The organism is Bradyrhizobium sp. CCBAU 45384, from assembly GCF_028128665.1.
Taxonomy (GTDB): Bacteria; Pseudomonadota; Alphaproteobacteria; order Rhizobiales; family Xanthobacteraceae; genus Bradyrhizobium; species Bradyrhizobium manausense.
Genome location: NZ_LBIZ01000113.1, coordinates 252,647 through 271,104 on the forward strand (window position 1 = coordinate 252,647; position 18,458 = coordinate 271,104).

The 18,458-nt window shown below is 57.9% G+C and carries 17 protein-coding genes; 8 read left to right on the top strand and 9 right to left on the bottom strand.

Features of this window, described 5'->3' with window-relative positions:
• Window positions 1–14 precede the first annotated feature (14 nt).
• The 3 genes from XH80_RS25905 (at window position 15) to XH80_RS25915 (ending at window position 3,747) form a co-directional block, all read left to right on the top strand.
• The gene (locus tag XH80_RS25905) at window positions 15–1,067 is read left to right on the top strand and encodes an NAD-dependent epimerase/dehydratase family protein (protein WP_271600994.1); all 1,053 of its coding nucleotides are present in this window, start codon (window positions 15–17) and stop codon (window positions 1,065–1,067) included.
• Window positions 1,064–2,392: a DUF4910 domain-containing protein gene (locus XH80_RS25910; protein WP_271600995.1), complete on the top strand. Its 1,329-nt coding sequence runs from the start codon at window positions 1,064–1,066 to the stop codon at window positions 2,390–2,392. The genes XH80_RS25905 and XH80_RS25910 overlap by 4 nt, the downstream gene beginning before the upstream one ends.
• A gap of 230 nt (window positions 2,393–2,622) precedes the next feature.
• Window positions 2,623–3,747: an ATP-grasp domain-containing protein gene (locus tag XH80_RS25915; RefSeq protein ID WP_271600996.1), complete on the top strand. Its 1,125-nt coding sequence runs from the start codon at window positions 2,623–2,625 to the stop codon at window positions 3,745–3,747.
• 283 nt (window positions 3,748–4,030) lie between these two features.
• On the opposite strand, the gene XH80_RS25920 is transcribed toward XH80_RS25915, so the two are convergent.
• On the bottom strand, window positions 4,031–4,858 hold the full coding sequence (locus XH80_RS25920; RefSeq protein WP_271600997.1) for a thioesterase domain-containing protein: 828 nt from the start codon (window positions 4,856–4,858) through the stop codon (window positions 4,031–4,033).
• Between the two features lie 105 nt (window positions 4,859–4,963).
• Window positions 4,964–5,494: a dTDP-4-dehydrorhamnose 3,5-epimerase gene (rfbC, locus tag XH80_RS25925; protein ID WP_271601056.1), complete on the bottom strand. Its 531-nt coding sequence runs from the start codon at window positions 5,492–5,494 to the stop codon at window positions 4,964–4,966.
• A 243-nt stretch (window positions 5,495–5,737) separates the two neighbouring features.
• On the opposite strand from rfbC, the gene XH80_RS25930 reads away from it, so the two are divergent.
• The 4 genes from XH80_RS25930 (at window position 5,738) to XH80_RS25945 (ending at window position 9,632) form a co-directional block, all read left to right on the top strand.
• Complete coding sequence (locus XH80_RS25930; RefSeq protein ID WP_271600998.1) at window positions 5,738–7,033, top strand: class I SAM-dependent methyltransferase; 1,296 nt, start codon at window positions 5,738–5,740, stop codon at window positions 7,031–7,033.
• Window positions 7,030–7,827, top strand: coding sequence for a sugar phosphate nucleotidyltransferase (locus XH80_RS25935; RefSeq protein WP_271600999.1), 798 nt, complete (start codon window positions 7,030–7,032; stop codon window positions 7,825–7,827). Before XH80_RS25930 ends, XH80_RS25935 begins: the two co-directional genes overlap by 4 nt.
• Window positions 7,824–8,495, top strand: a complete 672-nt coding sequence (locus tag XH80_RS25940) for a PIG-L deacetylase family protein (RefSeq protein WP_271601000.1) — start codon at window positions 7,824–7,826, stop codon at window positions 8,493–8,495. Before XH80_RS25935 ends, XH80_RS25940 begins: the two co-directional genes overlap by 4 nt.
• A 165-nt stretch (window positions 8,496–8,660) precedes the next feature.
• Window positions 8,661–9,632: an NAD-dependent epimerase/dehydratase family protein gene (locus XH80_RS25945; RefSeq protein ID WP_271601001.1), complete on the top strand. Its 972-nt coding sequence runs from the start codon at window positions 8,661–8,663 to the stop codon at window positions 9,630–9,632.
• Window positions 9,633–9,729: 97 nt separating this feature from the next.
• On the opposite strand, the gene XH80_RS25950 is transcribed toward XH80_RS25945, so the two are convergent.
• Window positions 9,730–10,677: a hypothetical protein gene (locus tag XH80_RS25950; protein ID WP_271601002.1), complete on the bottom strand. Its 948-nt coding sequence runs from the start codon at window positions 10,675–10,677 to the stop codon at window positions 9,730–9,732.
• 218 nt (window positions 10,678–10,895) lie between these two features.
• On the opposite strand from XH80_RS25950, the gene XH80_RS25955 reads away from it, so the two are divergent.
• The gene (locus XH80_RS25955; RefSeq protein WP_271601003.1) at window positions 10,896–11,978 is read left to right on the top strand and encodes a hypothetical protein; all 1,083 of its coding nucleotides are present in this window, start codon (window positions 10,896–10,898) and stop codon (window positions 11,976–11,978) included.
• Here XH80_RS25955 and XH80_RS25960 read toward each other — a convergent pair.
• The 6 genes from XH80_RS25960 to XH80_RS25985 form a co-directional block, all read right to left on the bottom strand.
• Complete coding sequence (locus XH80_RS25960) at window positions 11,937–12,830, bottom strand: glycosyltransferase family 2 protein (RefSeq protein WP_271601004.1); 894 nt, start codon at window positions 12,828–12,830, stop codon at window positions 11,937–11,939. The genes XH80_RS25955 and XH80_RS25960 overlap by 42 nt on opposite strands.
• 53 nt (window positions 12,831–12,883) lie before the next feature.
• Window positions 12,884–13,246 carry a hypothetical protein gene (locus XH80_RS25965; RefSeq protein ID WP_271601005.1) on the bottom strand — a complete coding sequence of 121 codons (363 nt, stop codon included), beginning with the start codon at window positions 13,244–13,246 and terminating at the stop codon, window positions 12,884–12,886.
• Entirely contained in the window at window positions 13,243–14,748 is a 1,506-nt protein-coding gene (locus tag XH80_RS25970; protein ID WP_271601006.1) for a lipopolysaccharide biosynthesis protein, read from the bottom strand. The genes XH80_RS25965 and XH80_RS25970 overlap by 4 nt, the downstream gene beginning before the upstream one ends.
• On the bottom strand, window positions 14,741–15,754 hold the full coding sequence (locus tag XH80_RS25975) for a glycosyltransferase family 8 protein (RefSeq protein ID WP_271601007.1): 1,014 nt from the start codon (window positions 15,752–15,754) through the stop codon (window positions 14,741–14,743). The genes XH80_RS25970 and XH80_RS25975 overlap by 8 nt, the downstream gene beginning before the upstream one ends.
• Window positions 15,755–15,902: 148 nt before the next feature.
• Window positions 15,903–16,991 (bottom strand): glycosyltransferase, encoded by a 1,089-nt coding sequence (locus XH80_RS25980; protein WP_271601008.1) that lies wholly within the window; start codon window positions 16,989–16,991, stop codon window positions 15,903–15,905.
• Between the two features lie 100 nt (window positions 16,992–17,091).
• Window positions 17,092–18,411, bottom strand: coding sequence for an O-antigen ligase family protein (locus XH80_RS25985; RefSeq protein ID WP_271601009.1), 1,320 nt, complete (start codon window positions 18,409–18,411; stop codon window positions 17,092–17,094).
• Window positions 18,412–18,458 lie beyond the last annotated feature (47 nt).

An 18,458-nucleotide genomic window follows, 5' to 3' on the forward strand; every position in this document is an offset into this window, starting at 1 on the left:
ATGTGGAGAAAGCAATGCGAGTTCTTGTAACCGGTCATCTTGGATACATCGGTACTGTCTTGACGCCAATGCTGGTCAGCGCCGGTCATGATGTGACGGGATTGGACAGCGATATCTATTCCCGGTGCACTTTCTCGGCGGGCGGCACCATTCTCGAAGTCCCGACAATTCGCAAGGACGTCAGGGACGTCGAGGCGGCTGACCTCGCTGGCTTTGATGCCGTGCTGCATCTTGCTGCGCTCTCCAACGATCCGCTCGGAAATCTGAGACCTGAGCTGACGGACGAGATCAACCATCGCGCAAGCGTTCGGATCGCCAAAATAGCGAAATCCTGCGGCGTGCAACGTTTCGTGTATGCCTCGTCCTGCAGCAACTACGGGAAAGCCGGCGAGGATATGATTGACGAGACTGCGGATCTCAATCCGGTGACGGCCTACGGGGAGTCCAAAGTTGCGTCCGAACGAGACATCTCCGCGTTGGCCGACGCGAAGTTCTGCCCGGTCTATCTGCGCCCGGCAACGGCTTACGGCGTCTCACCCCGGCTACGCTTCGACATTGTTCTGAACAATCTCGTTGCGTGGGCGTTCACGACGGGAAAGATTCATCTCAAATCGGACGGTACGCCCTGGCGTCCGATCGTCCACATTGAAGACATTTCGAGGGCGTTCATCGCCGCGCTGGAGGCGCCCGCCGAGTCTGTGTTTAACGAGGCATTCAATGTCGGCCAGACGGCCCACAACTATCGAATTCGAGATCTCGCTGAAATCGTCGCCAATGTGGTGCCAAATTCCAGAGTGGAGTTTGCGGAGGATGCGGGTCCGGATACGCGCTCCTATCGCGTGAGCTTCGAAAAAATCCGCCGCAAGTTGCCGGGATTCCAACCGGTTTGGGACGCCCAAATGGGGGCTCAACAGCTCTACAAGGTCTATCGCTCCTCGGGCTTGACCTTGGAGGAATTCGAAGGGCCCCGATATCAGCGGATCGGCCATATTCGGAAGCTTCTTGCCGAGCGAGTTGTTGATGGCGACTTACGCCACATCAAACTGCAGCTTCAAGCGGCATCATGAATGGTGAGCTGACGGTTGGCGAAAGGCTGGTCCGGGGCAGTCTCGGCGCGGAGATATTTGCTTTTGCCGCCAAGATATATCCGATCTGCCGCAGTATCACCGGCGATGGGGTGCGGAAAACCTTACGGGCTATTCGCTCTCACATCGATCTTGACATCCGGGAGGTGCCGACCGGAACGGAGGTGTTCGACTGGGTTGTCCCGCCGGAATGGAACGTCCGTGCGGCCTATATCCGCGACCAGCGAGGCCGCAAGATCGTGGATTTTGCCGAGTCAAACCTCCACGTCATGAGCTACAGCGTTCCGATTCATCGATGGATTTCATTGGCGGAGCTCAAGCAGCACGTCTACACGCTGCCGGACCAGCCGGATCTCACTCCCTACCGAACCTCCTACTATGCGGAGAATTGGGCATTTTGCATGCCCCATCGCCTGCTTGAGAGCCTCAAGGACGAGCGGTACGAGGTGGTCATCGACTCCGATCTTTCCAAAGGCTCGTTGAGCTATGGCGAATATCTGCATAAGGGCAAAACTGACGAGGAGTTCCTGCTCTCCGCCCACATCTGCCACCCATCACTCGCAAACGACAATTGTTCGGGAGTAGCGCTGCTGACTCATCTTGCAAACCGCATGGTGGGCGTGCGGACCCGATACAGTTATCGATTTCTGTTCGCGCCAGGGACCATCGGCGCAATTACGTGGCTTGCACGCAACGAGGACCACGTGAAGCGCATCACGCATGGGCTCGTGGTCTCTATGGTCGGTGACGGTGGCGGTCCGACTTACAAGAAGAGTAGGCGGGGCGACGCCAAGATCGACAGGATCCTTGCTCATGCTCTTAAGCATTGCGGTCTGAAACCGACCATCCTTGATTTCTCGCCGTATGGCTATGACGAGCGTCAATATTGCTCGCCAGGCTTCAATTTGCCCGTCGGCCTGTTTCAGCGCAGTCAGTTCGGCCAGATCCCACAGTATCACACCTCGGCGGACAATCTTGACTTTATCGCGCCAGATCACCTGGCCGAGTCCTATCGGATCATCGCTGAGACTATCGATATCGTTGAAAACGACATGGTCTATCGCAACACAAACCCAAAATGCGAACCCCAGCTGGGGCGGCGCGGACTTTATGGGTCCATCGGAGGTGACAAAGACTCCGCAGGTGCCAACATGGCGATGCTCTGGATCCTCAGTCTTTCTGATGGAAGGAATTCTCTCCTTGATATTGCCGAACGCGCCAATTTGCCGTTTTCGCTGGTACGAAAAACAGCGGAGTTACTACACCGAAACGGCCTCTTGACGCCGGGCAAAGTTCTCCCCGTCTAGCCTGAATCCGTGTGCCATGAATGCATCATTGCCCCCCGCCGGGGCTCGCCCTCGGGAGTTCAAAGTTTGAGGCACTCGTCCCACGGATTTTAAACTCGAGAGTAATGGGCCTTCATGCGCGTAAAGATCTCCAATGCTGCGATGCGGCGGCTCACAACGATGGAAGTAGTTGTCAACTCTGCGATATTTCCGTAAGTTCCAGTGCGACAACTTAGCGCAGGTGCCTAGCGATGGGGATTCACGAAAAGCCACACTCGCGACAAGCTGACGGGTGTTCGCCTGGATTTGGATATTCCATTGTCGTTGTAGGCGATACGCCCTCCATTGCTTCCGCGGTTATCGACTCGCTGCCCGACGAGTTGCCGTACGTGCTTGTAGGCCCCAAGAGCATCGCGTTCCTCCGGCGCTCGAAAAACTGCCAAGAGTACGTTCCCAATGACCTGGTGCTCGATGAATGCAGCAAGACGGAATTCGTTCTGACGATCGAGCGGCTTCGCAGCACAAATGCGAAAGTATTCGTGATTCCTGTTGATGATTCAGCGAACCGAATTGTGTACTCAATTTCCCACTGTCTGGGAGCGAGCACGTACCCGATTCCGGACAGCGCGTCCTTCGAGATGTTGAACGACAAGCGGCAATTCCATCGGCTTTGCTCGACGCTCGGTGTTCGCGTCCCGAAATCCGTTTACCTGAGAGACAAAGCTGAGATCGACTTCGGTTCATTTCGCGCGATGCTCGGGCTGCCCTTTGTCGTGAAGCCCACGAACAAGAGCAACAGTTTGGGCTTTCAAGTCATCCGTTCGAGGGAGGATCTTCACAAGCACGTTCTGTCGCCCCGCAAGTACGATTTTTCGCCTCTCTTGGCCCAATCGTTCATTCCGGGTGTTGATGTGGACCTCAGTGCCTTGATTGATCGCGGGCGGATCAGAAAATTTGCCATACAGACCAGAAAAAGAGATGCGCTCTGCTTTGTGCGGAACGAAGAGTTGGTCATGTTTACAGAGATCATCGCTCGCAAGCTTTGCTATACGGGCGTGATTCACCTCGATGCCAGGCTACACAGCGCATCTGGAGAAATCTTCATGATCGAGGCCAATCCGAGGTTCTGGGGCTCGCTCGCGGAAGCGACTTCTGCCGGCCTCAATTTTGTCCGGGCTGGAATTTACGCATCCATGGGGTTGGAGGGCCCCGACCCGACTACGATCTCCGACATAAGGGTGCCCTCGATACCACGGATGCTGACGGAAATGCTGACATTCAAGCGGAGCTATTCGCGCCTCAACACGCTTGAGCGCCTCCGACTTCAACGTTGGATGGGGAGTCGCTTCCGGGCCGCGTTGCGTTTCGACTTGTAAATTGAGGGCCACAGAGCCCGCGCATGCAACAGCTTGCCGGCAGGTTAAGTCGACCGTTGCGCTGACGTGAACATCTTCGAATCTGGCGAGGCTTCCGTGAAGAATACTCAAGCCACTGACTTGGACTCTGGAAACGTCATTTTTGCAGAAACGGAGTTTGCCAGCCTTCCTAAGGAGATTGAACGAAACCGCGGCGCGGCATTGAAGTCGCTGCAAGAGTGGGGAGCCTATTCGCTGTCGCTAGATGGTTGCGTTCTGTCGCCCGACAACAGCGAACAAGCTATCATGCGGTATCGAGACGCGAGTCCAGGGCATTCGCGAGTTGCGTAAGCGATGCGCCGTGACTCACGATACCGACATGTGTGCCGGGTATGGTCCGGCACTCAATTTCTGTCGCCATCGTCCGCCAGAGTTGCGTGGGATCGCAGCCATACTCGTCGTGTTCTTCAGCCTCGAACGATGTGATCCTGCCCGCATAGTATCTCGGCCTATAGTTGGCCATCAGGGTCTTGCAGTGCTGCTCGAGAGTACTTTCCGGCGTCATTATCGACATCGAGTGGACGGGAGATGAAGGCATTCGACGTCGAATCAGTCGAAGGAAGAGACGTCGAGAACGATAGAGCAACATCGGAGCCATTTGTTTCAGTGGCAAGGACAGAAGAGCCGCCAGATGTCGTCGGATCAGCCGAGCTTGTGATCGCAGCAGGATGGGTGTCGGCCAGAAACGTTGGTCGAACCGGGTGTCGATCAATCCTAACAGTGCGACCTCCTCTCCCTTTGCGCGAAGCAATCGCGCGACCTCCATGGCGACCAGGCCTCCAAACGAATAGCCAACAAGATAATAGGGGCCGCGAGATTGAAGCGCGCAGATCATGGAATGGCTTCGGTCTGCCATGATCTCGACTGTGGAAGGTAGCCGACCGTGATCGTCCGGTCGGCAGAAATCGACGGCGATCAAGGCTCTGGAGCTATGCATGCGTGACGCCAGCGGGGCGAGAGCGTTGGGATTGCCGTCCCCACCCGAGAAGAGGAAAAGCGGAACGTCAGTTGCACCTTTCTTCAGTTCGACGAAAGGGCCATTGGCCGTCTCACGTTGCCAAATCGCTATCATGAAATACCCGGCAAGCGACCTACGACAATTCCAAAACAGACCATCAACTCCTCTGGCGGAAAGGCCGCAAGTGCGCCCGCGAATAGAAGTGAGCCAGCCCCGGTGCTATTGAGAAAAATCAGGCCATCTCAGATCCTTTTCCGAGATCTCCGTCACGGGTAACGGCCACCTAATTCCGAACGCGGAATCATCATATCGAATACCTTCGGCCAGATCCGGCTGATATGGTGTGGAGATGAGGTAGCTCACCTCCACATCATCGCAAAGCGTCTGGAATCCGTGTGCGAAGCCTTTCGGAATGTACAGCTGGCTATGGCCTGCTCTGGAGAGCTCAAACTCCTGCCAATGTCGATAGGTTGGCGAGTTCGGCCTGATGTCGATGATCACGTCGAGAATGGCGCCTCGGAGGCAACGGACAAGCTTTGCTTCGCTGCCTGGAGCCCTCTGATAGTGCATACCTCGCAAGGTTCCCCTGCGAGCCGAAAACGAAACGCTGTGCTGGGGGTAGTTGGCCTCCAGCCCGTGGGCAGCGAACTCCTTCGCACAGAAGGTTCTGGAAAAATAGCCGCGGCTGTCGCGTGCCGGCTCGAGTTGAATGAGGAAGACGCCGTGAAGCTTTGCGGGTCGAAATTCCATGTCTTGGCCTGCCGCCGGTTTCGGGCCTGTCACAGCCGTCGGTTCGATTGAATTAAGAGTCGGTTCGTTGTTATTAAAGGAGAAATTGATCGATTTATGTTCCATTAGGTTACCATATTAATCTATTTATTGCGTTCTGCAAAAATCATATTTAAAGATATTTAAAGTTGGGTTATTGTTGCGGGTGTCGGCGCGCCCTTGCTGCAGGCCGGCACATATTTCCCAGTAGGGGCACGTCAATACATGGACGCGAAGACCAGCGAAATCTCGGTCGCAGAGGTTGATGTCTCTCGGCGCGGGTATTGCCGCCTATGTGGCGCTCGGCTTGAAAAGAACTTTGTGGACTTGGGTATGTCGCCACTGTGTGAGAGCTTCTTGCGAGGCGACCAGGTCGACCAAATGGAAGCGTACTTTCCGCTACGCGTGCTGGTTTGCGACCGTTGCTTTCTCGTGCAGCTGCAGGAATACGTCAAACCGGCCGAAATCTTTACCGAGTATGCCTATTTTTCTTCTTATTCGAGTTCGTGGATCGAACATGCACGCCAGTATTGCGGAAGTGTAGTTGATCGATTTGGTCTCGGACCGCAAAGCAGAGTGGTCGAGGTCGCGAGCAACGACGGATATCTGCTCCAGCACTTCCTGCCTTTTGGGGTGCCTGTGCTCGGAATCGAGCCAGCTGCCAACGTGGCCGAGGCTGCCCGACGAAAGAACATTCCCACGTTAGTCGAGTTTTTCGGGCTGGCCCTCGCCCGGCAATTGGTCAAGGAAGGTCAGCCTGCCGATCTCATCATCGGCAACAATGTGTTGGCCCAGGTGCCTGAACTTAACGACTTCGTTGCCGGAATGGCCTGCCTCCTGGCGACGAATGGGGTGATCACGCTGGAGTTTCCGCATCTCGAGCGCTTGATCGAGGAAAACCAGTTCGACACCATTTATCACGAGCATTTCTCGTATTTCTCGCTCGTCACCATTGATCGTCTGGTGCGCAGGCATGGGCTCAAAGTATTCGATGTCGAAAAACTCGTGACTCATGGCGGATCGTTGCGCGTGTATCTTTGCCAGCAGAGCGCCGATCACGCGACGTCTCCGCGGGTCAATGCCCTATTGGAGCACGAGCGGGAAATTGGACTTGAAGAGATCGGCACCTACACGAGCTTCGCTGCGAAGGTACACCGCACGAAGCGTCAGCTTCTTTCCTTCTTGATTGAATGCAAGGAACAGGGCGCAACGATTTGCGGCTATGGCGCCCCGGGCAAGGGAAACACGCTGCTGAACTATTGCGGGATCGGCACCGACTTTCTCGATTTTACTGTCGATCGAAATCCCTACAAGCATGGGCGATATACGCCCGGAATGCACATTCCGATCTATCCGGTGGCCGCTATCGATGAGGTGCGGCCGGATTATCTCTTGATCCTGCCTTGGAACTTAAAGAGCGAGATTGCTCAACAGATGCGTCACGTCGGCTCTTGGGGCTGCAAGATGATAGTTCCCATTCCGAACGTAGAGGTGATCGATCCGCGGGACATTGCGCCATGAAAGTTGTTCTGTTCTGTGGGGGACTTGGTACTCGCATCCGTGAGTACTCGGAAAGTATCCCGAAACCGATGATACCCATAGGCCATCAGCCGATCCTATGGCACGTGATGCAGTACTACAGTCAATATGGTCACCGAGATTTCGTTCTGTGCCTCGGCTATAAAGCCAATGTGGTGAAGGACTATTTTCTGAACTATAAGCAGGCGACAAACAGCGACTGCGTCGTCTCGCATTTCGGCAAGAAGGTGGAATTGCTCGGGGACCGTCCGGCGGATTGGCGTGTCTCGCTTGTCGACACGGGAATATGGCGCAACATTGGTCAGCGCCTACTTGCGGTTCGCCATCTTGTGCAGGACGAGGACATATTTCTTGCCAATTATAGCGACGGGCTGACCGACGCTCCGCTACCTGAAATGATCGATCGTTTCAAGAGGAGCGACAACGTCGGCTGTTTCGTGGCCATCCATCCGCCGATCACGTTTCATCTTGCGGATTTCGATCAGGATGGCGTCGTGTGTCAAATGCGCGCGAGCCAGGAATCGGAGATTTGGATCAACGGCGGTTACTTCATCTTCCGCAAAGAGATATTCGACTATATCCAGGAAGGCGACGAACTGGTGGTTCAACCTTTCAAACGTCTCATCGAACGCCGAAAGCTTATGGCGTACAGATATGAAGGGTTTTGGAGAGCGATGGATACCCTCAGGGACAGGCAGGTGCTCGAGGAGATGATCGAGCGCGGTGATATGCCATGGCAAATGAGTAGGCAGTTCGCAGCCGCGGTGGGCTCGTGAAGTCGCTTCGAATCGTCGGACCGGGAGATCGGCTGTCGGTGCTGTGCCTAGGGGCGCACTCAGATGACATCGAGATCGGAGCTGGAGCTACGCTGCTGAGCTGGCTGGAGCAAGGTGTTCGGCTTGATGTGAATTGGTGCGTGCTCAGTGGTGGAGACGAGCGGGAACGGGAGGCAAGGGCTTCCGCCGTCGACTTTCTGGCTTCGGCCGCGAGCGGTGAAATCGAAGTCCTTAATTTTCGCGACGGTTTCTTTCCAGAGCAAGGCGAGCAGATCAAGTTGTGGTTCGAGGCACTGAAACGCCGCGTCGATCCCGACGTGATCCTCACCCACCGAAGAGATGACGCGCATCAGGACCATCGCCAGGTGGCCCGCCTCGCCTGGAATACGTTTCGAAATCATCTCATTCTCGAGTACGAAATACCAAAATGGGATGGCGATATGCCGCAACCAAATCTCTACATGCCTGTTTCGGCGGCCGCAATTCGGCGGAAGGTTGAATTGCTGATGTCGCACTTTGGCAGCCAGCGCTCCAAGCAATGGTTCGATGCCGAAACCTTTCTTGGGCTGGCGCGGCTGAGAGGGATGGAATGCCGGGCGCAAGAGCGCTATGCGGAAGCGTTTCTCGCGCGCAAGCTTTCGCTGGCGCCGGTTGACAAGAGGGACTGATTGCGGCGCGCACTTGTCATCTAGATTGTCAGGCGCACCGGAAGGACTGCCGTTCAACTTTGACGAGTCGCAGACAGGCTGTCCAAGGCTGCAGACGGCATCAGGAGAAGAGAGGAGAATCCCGACGTGATCGACCATAGCGAATTCTGCCAATAGGATGCGGCTATGGAACAGGTATTGGTGACGGGTGCACGAGGTTTTATCGGATCGCAGCTCTGCAAGAAGCTGGTAGGATCCGGGGTCCGGTTGCATGCTGTATCCCGTCGGCCGCCGGTTGATGTCGTGGCCTGGTGGCAATCGATCGGGGGAGATCTGAGCCAAACCTCGCGCGCTGCCGCAGCGATCCGCTGGTGGAGCGTCGATCTGGTCGACTTGCAGGCCACACGAGAGCTAATCCGGACAGTGCGGCCCGACGCGACGTATCATCTCGCAAGTCTGGTGAAGGGCTCGCGCAGCCTCGAAATGGTGCTGCCGATCCTACAAAACAACTTCATGACCGCGTTCAATCTCATGCTGGCGACGGCTGAATGCGGCACTGGCCGGATGGTACATGCGGGCTCACTTGAGGAATCCAACGAATCCGAGGCCGTGCCGTGTTCCCCCTATGCCGCTGCAAAAGGCGCCGCATCGGATTATGCGCGGATGTTTCGCGCGCTTTATCAAACGGAAGCGGTGATAGCCAAGATCGCCATGGCTTATGGTCCGGGGCAGACCGATCTTACGAAGCTCGTCCCCTATGTCGTGTCCGCTCTCCTGCGCGGGGAGCGACCGAAGCTGAGCAGTGGCGTCAGGCTGGTTGACTGGGTTTATGTCGATGACGTGGTCGACAGCCTTATCGCATGCGCCCACGCTCGCGGCGCAGACGGCCAATCGGTGGACGTCGGATCAGGGGAGGCATGTTCGGTCCAGGAGGTCGTACAACAGCTGAGAAGATTGATTCCGGGTGCACCGGAACCGCTTTTCGGAGCCGTTCCTGACCGACCGCTTGAGCGGGTCGTGAAGGCCAATGTTGCCGCATCCGCGAAGCTGATCGACTGGAAGCCGTCGACGAGTCTGCAGACTGGCCTGCTGCGCACGGTCGATTGGTATAGATCTCGCTTCGCTGCCTTGCCCGAGAATGCGGCCGGGCGCGCATAAGCACCCGTCAATCAAACCCTTGCAATTCTCGGGCGGCAGAGCCGGCCGGGCCGATACGCCGGGCGGCCGGGTGGGTGGCAGATGCCGACTCGGTCAATCATTGAGCCCGGTTTTCGGCGCCGACCGCTTTCGGCACGTAGATCAGCTCCCCACAGGTCTCCGTACCGTCATCATAGAGCGCAATGATTTCTTCCGGCATTCGTGACAGGTCCGCGCAACGAAGGTAGTCTCTCATGACGGTTCCGGTGCAGGCGGCATCGATGTTCGGCGCACCTCGCTTTGCGGCGGCATCGTCCAGATCAACCGTTCGGAAATCGATGCTAAAGCGGGTTACGCCCGATGTGTTCGGCACGCTCGAGTGCATTTGCGCCCCAGAGAACAACAGAACGCCACCCACGGGGCAAATCAGCCGAACCTGCGGATCCAGGTCCATTGGTTCGCTCGCGCGCGGCAACGGGCGCGGGTCTTCCTTGATCAGTTTTGCAACGTTGTCGCCACGATACAGCTTGTTCCATACATAATAGTTGTACTCCGAGGAGCTGTTCTTCACAGGTCGGCTCCAGTAGGACGGGTGGAACGCCATGGCATTGTCCGACTCGATCTCATAGATCGGCAGCCACCAGTTGATTTGGCTTGGGGGCGCCGAATACCACGTGTCGCGGTGAGGATGCCAGGCGAACGCAATGCCGGTGGTGAGATAGTTATCACTGGTTGAGCTGCGCATTCTGGGGACATCGAAATAGGTCTTGTCGGAATCGCAACCGAAGTCCTCCAAAATAGCCTTCAGGTGCCGCTTCGATTCGGGGTGATGAATGAATGCCGGCTTCAACTTGCCGAGAATGCTCGCGTAGCGTTCGACCTCCATGTTGTTCTGTGCCGTTCTGGGGTCGAGCCCGCCAAAGGCGTCTTCGATCATCGACTTCGCGAAATTGGCGAGCGCAAGGACGCTCGGCCGCGCTCCGTAGACGAACAGTTGTCCATCGTAGAGTTGCTGTCGGCGGGTTTCATCGGAGACCTTTGAGTCGTAAAATACGGTATTGTTCATAGCTATGCCTCGGCGACGTTATGAATTGCGATCCTATTTATATTTAAATGAAAAAATAGCGTGACGCTAGATTTAAATAGTTTATATAATGAAATTGATCCATGTGTTTTTGGAGGGCTTATGATTCTGACTTATTTTCGGATATTGCCATTGGCGTGGGGTAACCACGGCAACATTATCGACAACAATTGGGTCTGCTCACTATTGGTGGTGCCACAATGACGTCCTTGAACAATCGGCCGCTGCGTCCCGGCGATGTCGTTGAAGTGCGGTCGGCGGCCGAGATCCTCGCGACATTGGATAGCTCTTCGGCTATCGAGCGGATGCCGTTCATGCCGGAGATGGCCCGTTACGCGGGCCGGCGATACACGGTGAGCCGCCGGGTCGACAAGATCTGCGACACGATCTCGGCCACTGGAAGCCGTCGCTTGAACGCGACCGTCTTTCTTGAAGATCTCCGCTGTGATGGGGCAGGTCACGACGGCTGCCAGGCCGGCTGCATGCTCTATTGGAAGGAAGCGTGGCTTCGCCGCGTCGACGATCATTTTATTGAAGGTCGATCGGGTGCGAGCGCGGAGAGCGCCGGTGCAGCCGCGAAGCTCGATCGGCTCGCACAGGCCGGAACGCGCACTATGCGCGAGCTCGAAGGCAAGCAGTGCGAAGTCTGGCGCTGCCAGGCGACGGAAGCGTTCAAAGCCTCCTCACCGCTGAAGACCTCCGATCTTTCACAGTATTACCGAGAACTGAGGAACGGTAATTTCGGCATGCTCCGATTCTTCGGTCTGCTGACGCGCGGATTTGTCATGGAAATCGCGCGTCGTATCGGGCTTCTCAGAGCGCTACCCTTGCGGGGCCAAGGGAACCGGGCCAAGCCGGCAAAACCACTCGATCTGCAGCCTGGCGATCTCGTGCAAGTGCGCTTCCCGGCCGAGATTGCAGCCACCCTCGACGAGCGCGGCCTGAACTTAGGGCTTTCCTTTGACCGTGAGATGCTTCCCTATTGCGGCCGCAAGTTCCGTATCAGAGATAGGGTGCGGCGAATTGTTGATGACAAGACCGGCCGAATGCTGAAGATCCCTAAGGATAGCCTCATCCTCGAGGGAGCGATCTGTTCGGGAGAGCGCACGCCGGGCAACTGGTTCTGTCCGCGTCAGATCTATCCGTTCTGGCGCGAAGCGTGGCTGCGCCGCGTCGAAGAGGCCGCCACCCATGTGAGGACGGACACCAAGCTCAGCCCGGAGACGACTGAGCTTGCACGTTCAGCGCCGGAACATTCGATGTCGCGCGTCCGAGGCACGTGAGCGAGCAGAACTGATCTCCTCTTTGATCCAGAAGCGCCGGAGCGCCGATCGGCATCGGCTCAATTGCTGGTCGGAGAGATCCGCCGAAATCGCGAGAGCATACAACTCGCGATGCAAGCGCCGCGCGGATGTCTTTAGTCGCTCTCCGTGGGCGGGATCGAGACGGCGCCGGAATGCCACCCGGTCAACCCCAGGGATGTATTCGCGTGTTCGGTTCGCAAGTCGTTCGTCCAAATGGATGATCGGGCCACGAAGCGCCAGCTCTGCGCTGATGAGCCAGTCGGTCCGCTCCGACGGACGGGGGAACGGTGTGCGGATCAGGCTGTCTCGCCGATAGGTGCCGTAAATCGGATCATATTTTGCATCGCCGGCATGGAAGAACCACAACATGCGCTCGAATCGCCTGGCCGGGTCCGCCGAATCCGGAAACTCCCCTTCATATTGCTCGTACCGGGTCGATCCCTCGGGAGTATGGATGGTAAACCACGTGGTCACGCCGATCGCGTCAGGGCGGTTTTCAAGTGCGCGCACGCAAGCGGAAAGATATTTTGGCTCCAGCCAATCGTCGGCACTGATCCAGCGAAAGAATGTGCCCCTGGAGAGGTCGAGCACGCGCCGCATGTTTTCATGAGAACCGATGTTGACCGCATTGACGCTTATTCTCACTCGCGGGTCGGCACGCGCATATTCCTCCAACGTATCGATTGTTCCATCGTCGGAGACGTTGTCGCAGATGACGAGCTCGAAATCGGCAAAGTCCTGAGACAGGATCGATTCGATGCACCGCCCCACGATATGCCGGCCGTTTCGCACGGCGAGGCCGACGGAAATTGTTGGACAATCCTTGGTCACCGAAGCCCCCTAGGCGATACGTATGGACGTGCTCGACGGCAGCACAATCGAGTTCACCTTCGATCTCCTCGTAGAATCAGCCGAGTGAATTCGAGTTGCTGGCGAAAGTCGTCGGGCCAGGTGACCTTCAAGGTGACTAGATAGGCTGCAGCGCCGACGGCCGATGCTGCCGCCGCGATCATCAGTTCGCTGGCCATAGACTTGAGCACGGCGTCCGCGAGCTCCCAGACAGTGATAAGCACGACCGAGCAGGCCGAGGCCAGCGCCAATGCCCGGAGATAGGCGCGGGCCGTGATGGGGATGAGCCGCTGGACGACGGCGAGGCCGACGGAAACTGTTGGACGGGGCTTGGTCACCGGAGCCTCCTTAGGTGGTACGTTGATGGATGTGCTCAACGGCAGCATGATTGAGTTCACCTTCGATCTCCTCGTAGAATAAGCCGAGCAAATTCGAGTTGCCGGCGATAGTCGTCGGGCCAGGCGACCCTCAAGGTGATTAGATAGGCTGCAGCGCCGGCGGCCGACGCAGCCGCAGCGATCGTCAGTTCGCCCGCCATAGACTTGAGCAGGGCGTCCGTGAGCTCCCAGACAATAGCAAGCACGACCGAGCAGGCGGAGGCCGGCGCCAAAGCCCGGAGATAGCCGCGGGCTGTGATGGGGATGAGCCGCTGGACGACGGCGAGGCGAATTGCGGTCAACGCGCATAGCATGATCAGGAATGACCCGGCCACACCTATGATTCCCCACAGCAGTCCGATCGGAATGGCCACGAGCATCGCGATCAAGGTGACCACCGACCAGTAAAACTCGCAATCGGCGCGGCCCAAGGCGACCGTGAGTGGGCCCATATAAGAAACCAGCACGCAGGGGATCGTGAGGGCGGCCACAAGCTGAACCGGAACGATCGCCTCTGCCCAGGCGTGGCCCAGGACCGCGGGCACTCCGGCCGGAGCAATGAGAATCGTAAGCGTCATGGTTGGAAATACAGCGAGTGAGACGCTTTCCGTCACCGTGAGGAAGGTGCGGGTCAGCCGCTCCCGATCATTCTGGAGGCGCGAGAACGTAGGCAGGATGACTCGACCAACCTGGCCCATTACGCCGAGAGTTAGCTGAAGAACGCGGAAAGCGAGCGAGTAGAGGCCAAGGGCGGTCGCTCCGAGGAACTTGGCGATGAGGATCTTGTCGAAATTGCCAGACGCGTAGTTGACGAGGTCGGCTCCCACGATTCTCGAGCTGAACGACCACAGCCGGCGCGCCGTGCGGGTCGACCACGTCAGCTCGGGCAAGCCATTCAGGTGCACGATCATCAGCAGGTAGAGGGCCTCGAGGGACACCGCCTGAATCACCAATGCCCAATAGCCGGCACCGATGGCGGCAGCTCCCACGCCGATGAGGCCGCTCGTGAACGTGCTGGTTATTTCAGCGGTAGCGATGCCAGCGAAGCGCATATTCCGGGTCAGGAGGGCGGTCGGCACAATGGCCATCGCCTTGAGCACCAGGGACAACGCGAGCACGCGGAACACCGCTGCTAGCTCGTGGGTCTCGAAGAAACTGGCAAGCAGTGGCGCGGCGAGCACCATCGCAGCGGCGAGAATCAGTCCCATTGCTACATTGAGCCAGAATGCGGTACCTACTTCCTGGTGATCGAGCGTGGGACGCTGGACGATGCTGGCCGCCAGCCCGAAGTGAACGAAAATCTGGGCGATCGCGATGAAGACTGCCGCCTGCCCGACGATCCCGAAGTTGCGCGGTCCGAGCAGACGCATTAGGGCCAACATGAACGCGACGCGTCCCACTTGCGTGAGAATAGATACGACGAGTCCCCAGCGGACGCCGCTGGCGACCTTGGTGCGAAGTGCTGGGCTCGGACCCGCATCTTCATGCACGTTCGCTTGAGTTTGATAGACGCCGTCACTCACCGGGCTCATCCTCAGGTTTGGCTCTGGTCCGGACCCAAAACGCCCGAATTAGGCCGGTCAAGCTAGCGCTGGCGAGCTTCCGGACGTGCCGCTTTATCCGGCCCCACGCGGTCTGAACCGCGTCGTAGAGCCGGGCGGGCCGCGTCCGGGCGAAACAGGTCCGGCTTCGAAACGCATCGTAGAGCGACGCATTGACACTCAAGCTGCTCGCCTTCCATGGCTTCCCGCGGGTGACGAAATGGACGATCGCCGGCTGATCTGCCGAACTCATATCCGCAATGCGGGTCTCGTAGTGATTCTGGAAGTTCCACCTGGTATCGAGCGCCTTCCAGAGGCCGTCGCAGGCGACATTCAGTGCATCCTGATCCGGAAACAGCGAATGGGGATGTCCGGTTAGGTACTCGATAGCCCGCTCGGAGATCTGCTCTTGGCGCCACCGCGCAAGATCGATGAGAAGAACGCCGGAATTGAAGTAGTTGCGGACAGTGGGCAGCTGTTCGAGACCGGGCCCCCCGATCTTGAGCAGCGGATCTAGTGCATCCAGCACGGCCCCCGCGGCGGCTCCCTCCAGGTCCGCATCCCAGAGCGGCCCCAGATCGTCGAGCACGAGCAGGTCGGCGTCGAGGTACAGAACCCGATTAACTGTTTCGGGAAATAGCACCGGTATCAGGAGCCGTGCGAAGATCATCCATGAGATGAACTCTCCCGGCGAGAATTTCCAGAATGGCTCAAGGTCCACGGTGATCCAACGGAGAGACGCAGACCCCTCAGGGATCGAAGCCAGAACTCTCGTCCGTGCGTCATTCGGAAAATCGTCCACCAGCACATGGATGTTCAGGGGCCACCAGCCCTGGTTTGCTTCCGTCACCGACCGTAGCGTCGTGGCGAGTTGCATCGCATAGGCCCCATCGCAGGCGAATACGATGGGCGGGCTGCACTGGGCAGCTGGAGGGGGTGCTATGCTCCCGATCTTTGGGGCGGCCCCATCGAGACTTGCGAACGTCATGGCAGTGGCCACCCGGTCAGATCAAGATGAACGGCACGACGGCGAGAAATCGCGAGACGCCGAGTTGGGCCTTCATTGCCCATAGTCACGACCTGTCGAGGCGGCCCACTGAATCCTTTGCTGTCGGTGAGTTGTTCGACCATCCGCCCTATTCCTGCGCAGATAGGCCGAAGGCGACGTTGAGAATCTGCCGATGGCGTCGAGCCCATGAGTTGGCCTCGATGAATGCGAGCCGTTCGGCCTCGCAAAGGGGCTGTTGGTTCAGTGCCTCGTCCACCGCGTCGGCGAAGCTGTGCCCCTCCGGGACAAGCACAATGCGCTCGTCCACGGCCCGCACCGGGGGGAGATCCGAAGCCACGACCGGACGACCTCCCGCCAGATATTCGTAGAGCTTGACCGGGCTCATCGCCGCCGTGAGGCGACTGAACCGGTGCGGCATGACGCAGACGTCTGCCGCATGAATGACACTCGCAATTTCCTTGCGGCCCACAGGCCGCTGGATCCAGACGTTCGGAAGTCGGCGCAGCGGATCGAGGATCTCCGGATCGTGAACGGGACCGACGAGCACCAGCGAACCATGACAGAAGCGCGTGGCGATCTCCCCAAGCGCCTCGACATCGAGGCGCTCGGCGGTCATGGCCCCGACGTACAGGATCCTCGGTGCTGGAAGCTCAGCGAACCACGCCGGAGGCGCGCCCGGTTGCCGCCATTCTTCGGGCGCTACTCCGTTGGGAACGATGGCGCTCGGTCCGCTCGGCTGAATGCGATCGAGAATGGCCTGCGACACGCCGACCACGGTGCGCCCCGAACTGCGGATGCGCGCAAATGCTTCCTCATACGCCGTCCACCATCGCCTGACCGGAAGCCCTGACGGCCAGTCGTCCCACGCGTAGAACGTAACGTCGCCGGCCCATCGCAACGATGAGAACCCGGCCACAAAGGGATTGGTCGTAACGACCGTTGGCCGCTCGGCACCGAGCTTTGCGGCGGCGGCCTCCAAGGCGCGATCGTAAGCCCGGTAAACACGTTCGAGCGCCGGGATCGAAGCCGGATCACGACGCCGGATGCGCCTCGGTTCGACCAGCGCGCGGCCGAGCTCGGCCGGGAACGGGGGCGCGCTTTGGCCCATCAATCTCCTCGCCCACTGGATCGGTGCTGATCGATACGGATTGGCGACGAGAAGCCGTCGCACCGAAGGCTCGAACATCAGGCTGGCCAACAGGCGGGGACCGGCCATATACATCTCGCGGCCCGCCGCGTTGGCCCAACTCTCCTGGTAAAAGGTGAACACGACATCGCGTGCACCGTTTACTGTCGCGAATGATGTCGCAACCGGTTCAAGCACCATGCTCCTCCCAACCATATGTCTTGTTGGGCGTCACATCCAGCATCCAGACGCCGCTGCCCATGAAGAAGGTAAGCATCACGTAGGCTGCGTCCCAGAAATGCACGGTCCACGCGACCAGGAAAAACCCAGTCATGGTAATCAGGAAGGCAGTTCGACACTCGTCCTCCCTGGCGTCCAGCCCCTTCTTGAAACAGACGGCCAGGTAGACCGAAAAGAAGGCTAATGGCATCAGAATGCCCGCTGGCAATCCATAGCGGACCGCATGGAAGAGCCAGAAGTTGTCGATGCTGGGGGTCATCCACTGCGGACGCTCCCACGGATTCAAGCCAGTTCCGAACAACGGATGGTTCAGGGCCGACTCCGTCCCGTAGGTCCATATCAATTTGCGATACCAATACGAACCAGGGTCAAACAGAAAATAGCCAACGACGATGTCCAGCAGCGATCGATTTGCGGTGAGCTCGATCACCAGGCTGGAGACGGCCAAGATTGCGATCAGGATTTTCCATCGTGATCGGATCGCGCCAAACAAGCCGTTCCAGCACAATAGGAATGCTTGGGCGATCAAAGCGGTGAGCGGTCCGGAAGAGACAGACAACATCGACGTTCCCGCAACGACCCCGGTCATGAGGAGGCGCTGAAAGAGGTCTCGGTTGCAACCTAGAACCAGGTGAACGGGAGCCAGAATGCTGCCCGTAATCACCCCAAACAGAATAGGATGATCAAATACGGACTGCACCCGCGTTAACCCCATCCGCGGCGGCATGGCATCGGTGAACGTTGGCAGGATTGCTGCAAACAATTCCCGCGAGATGTTCACACCGGAAAGGAGCTCAACAACGCCGAACGGAAGCAGGAGCACTACGATCCTGAATAGAAGCGAAAATGCATTGTAGAAATCGTCAGCGTCGCGAATGTAGCATCGCGCCACCAAATAGGGACCTAAGGTCTCTATGAAAATGATTCCTGATGACTGGCTCGTCGCTTCGAATCCGTGGATGATGGCGAGGCTCAGCGCGGCCCAAAACGAATACAACAGGAGTGCAAGGTCGCTGGTCCGGACCCGGCCTGCTTTTCCACCCAGCCACATGGCCATGCACGGCAGGAACATCGCGAGCAAAAAGAAACGGTAGACCGACATTCGCAGAGGTCCGAAATAAATCACCCACGGCACGACGAGTGAGATCAAGAACAACGCCACAGGCAGGTGTATTCTCTTTCTTTCGGTCTGGTGGACGTGAAATATCTGCTGATGCGGCAGGACGACGCCGCTGGTTTTGAAACCGGAACTGACATTAATTGCCTGCATGCGAAAGCCTGTCAGCGATCTTCGAGCCGGGCGAGAATCCGGCAGAC

Bases quoted from the DNA above. Each gene is read 5' to 3' on its own strand.
- XH80_RS25920 (WP_271600997.1), bottom strand. From the start codon at position 4,858: ATGATAGCGATTTGGCAACGTGAGACGGCCAATGGCCCTTTCGTCGAA.
- XH80_RS25905 (WP_271600994.1), top strand. From the start codon at position 15: ATGCGAGTTCTTGTAACCGGTCATCTTGGATACATCGGTACTGTCTTG.
- XH80_RS25935 (WP_271600999.1), top strand. From the start codon at position 7,030: ATGAAAGTTGTTCTGTTCTGTGGGGGACTTGGTACTCGCATCCGTGAG.
- XH80_RS25910 (WP_271600995.1), top strand. From the start codon at position 1,064: ATGAATGGTGAGCTGACGGTTGGCGAAAGGCTGGTCCGGGGCAGTCTC.
- XH80_RS25915 (WP_271600996.1), top strand. From the start codon at position 2,623: ATGGGGATTCACGAAAAGCCACACTCGCGACAAGCTGACGGGTGTTCG.
- XH80_RS25945 (WP_271601001.1), top strand. From the start codon at position 8,661: ATGGAACAGGTATTGGTGACGGGTGCACGAGGTTTTATCGGATCGCAG.
- XH80_RS25980 (WP_271601008.1), bottom strand. From the start codon at position 16,991: ATGGCCGGTCCCCGCCTGTTGGCCAGCCTGATGTTCGAGCCTTCGGTG.
- XH80_RS25950 (WP_271601002.1), bottom strand. From the start codon at position 10,677: ATGAACAATACCGTATTTTACGACTCAAAGGTCTCCGATGAAACCCGC.
- XH80_RS25985 (WP_271601009.1), bottom strand. From the start codon at position 18,411: ATGCAGGCAATTAATGTCAGTTCCGGTTTCAAAACCAGCGGCGTCGTC.
- XH80_RS25975 (WP_271601007.1), bottom strand. From the start codon at position 15,754: ATGACGTTCGCAAGTCTCGATGGGGCCGCCCCAAAGATCGGGAGCATA.
- XH80_RS25930 (WP_271600998.1), top strand. From the start codon at position 5,738: ATGGACGCGAAGACCAGCGAAATCTCGGTCGCAGAGGTTGATGTCTCT.
- rfbC (WP_271601056.1), bottom strand. From the start codon at position 5,494: ATGGAATTTCGACCCGCAAAGCTTCACGGCGTCTTCCTCATTCAACTC.
- XH80_RS25955 (WP_271601003.1), top strand. From the start codon at position 10,896: ATGACGTCCTTGAACAATCGGCCGCTGCGTCCCGGCGATGTCGTTGAA.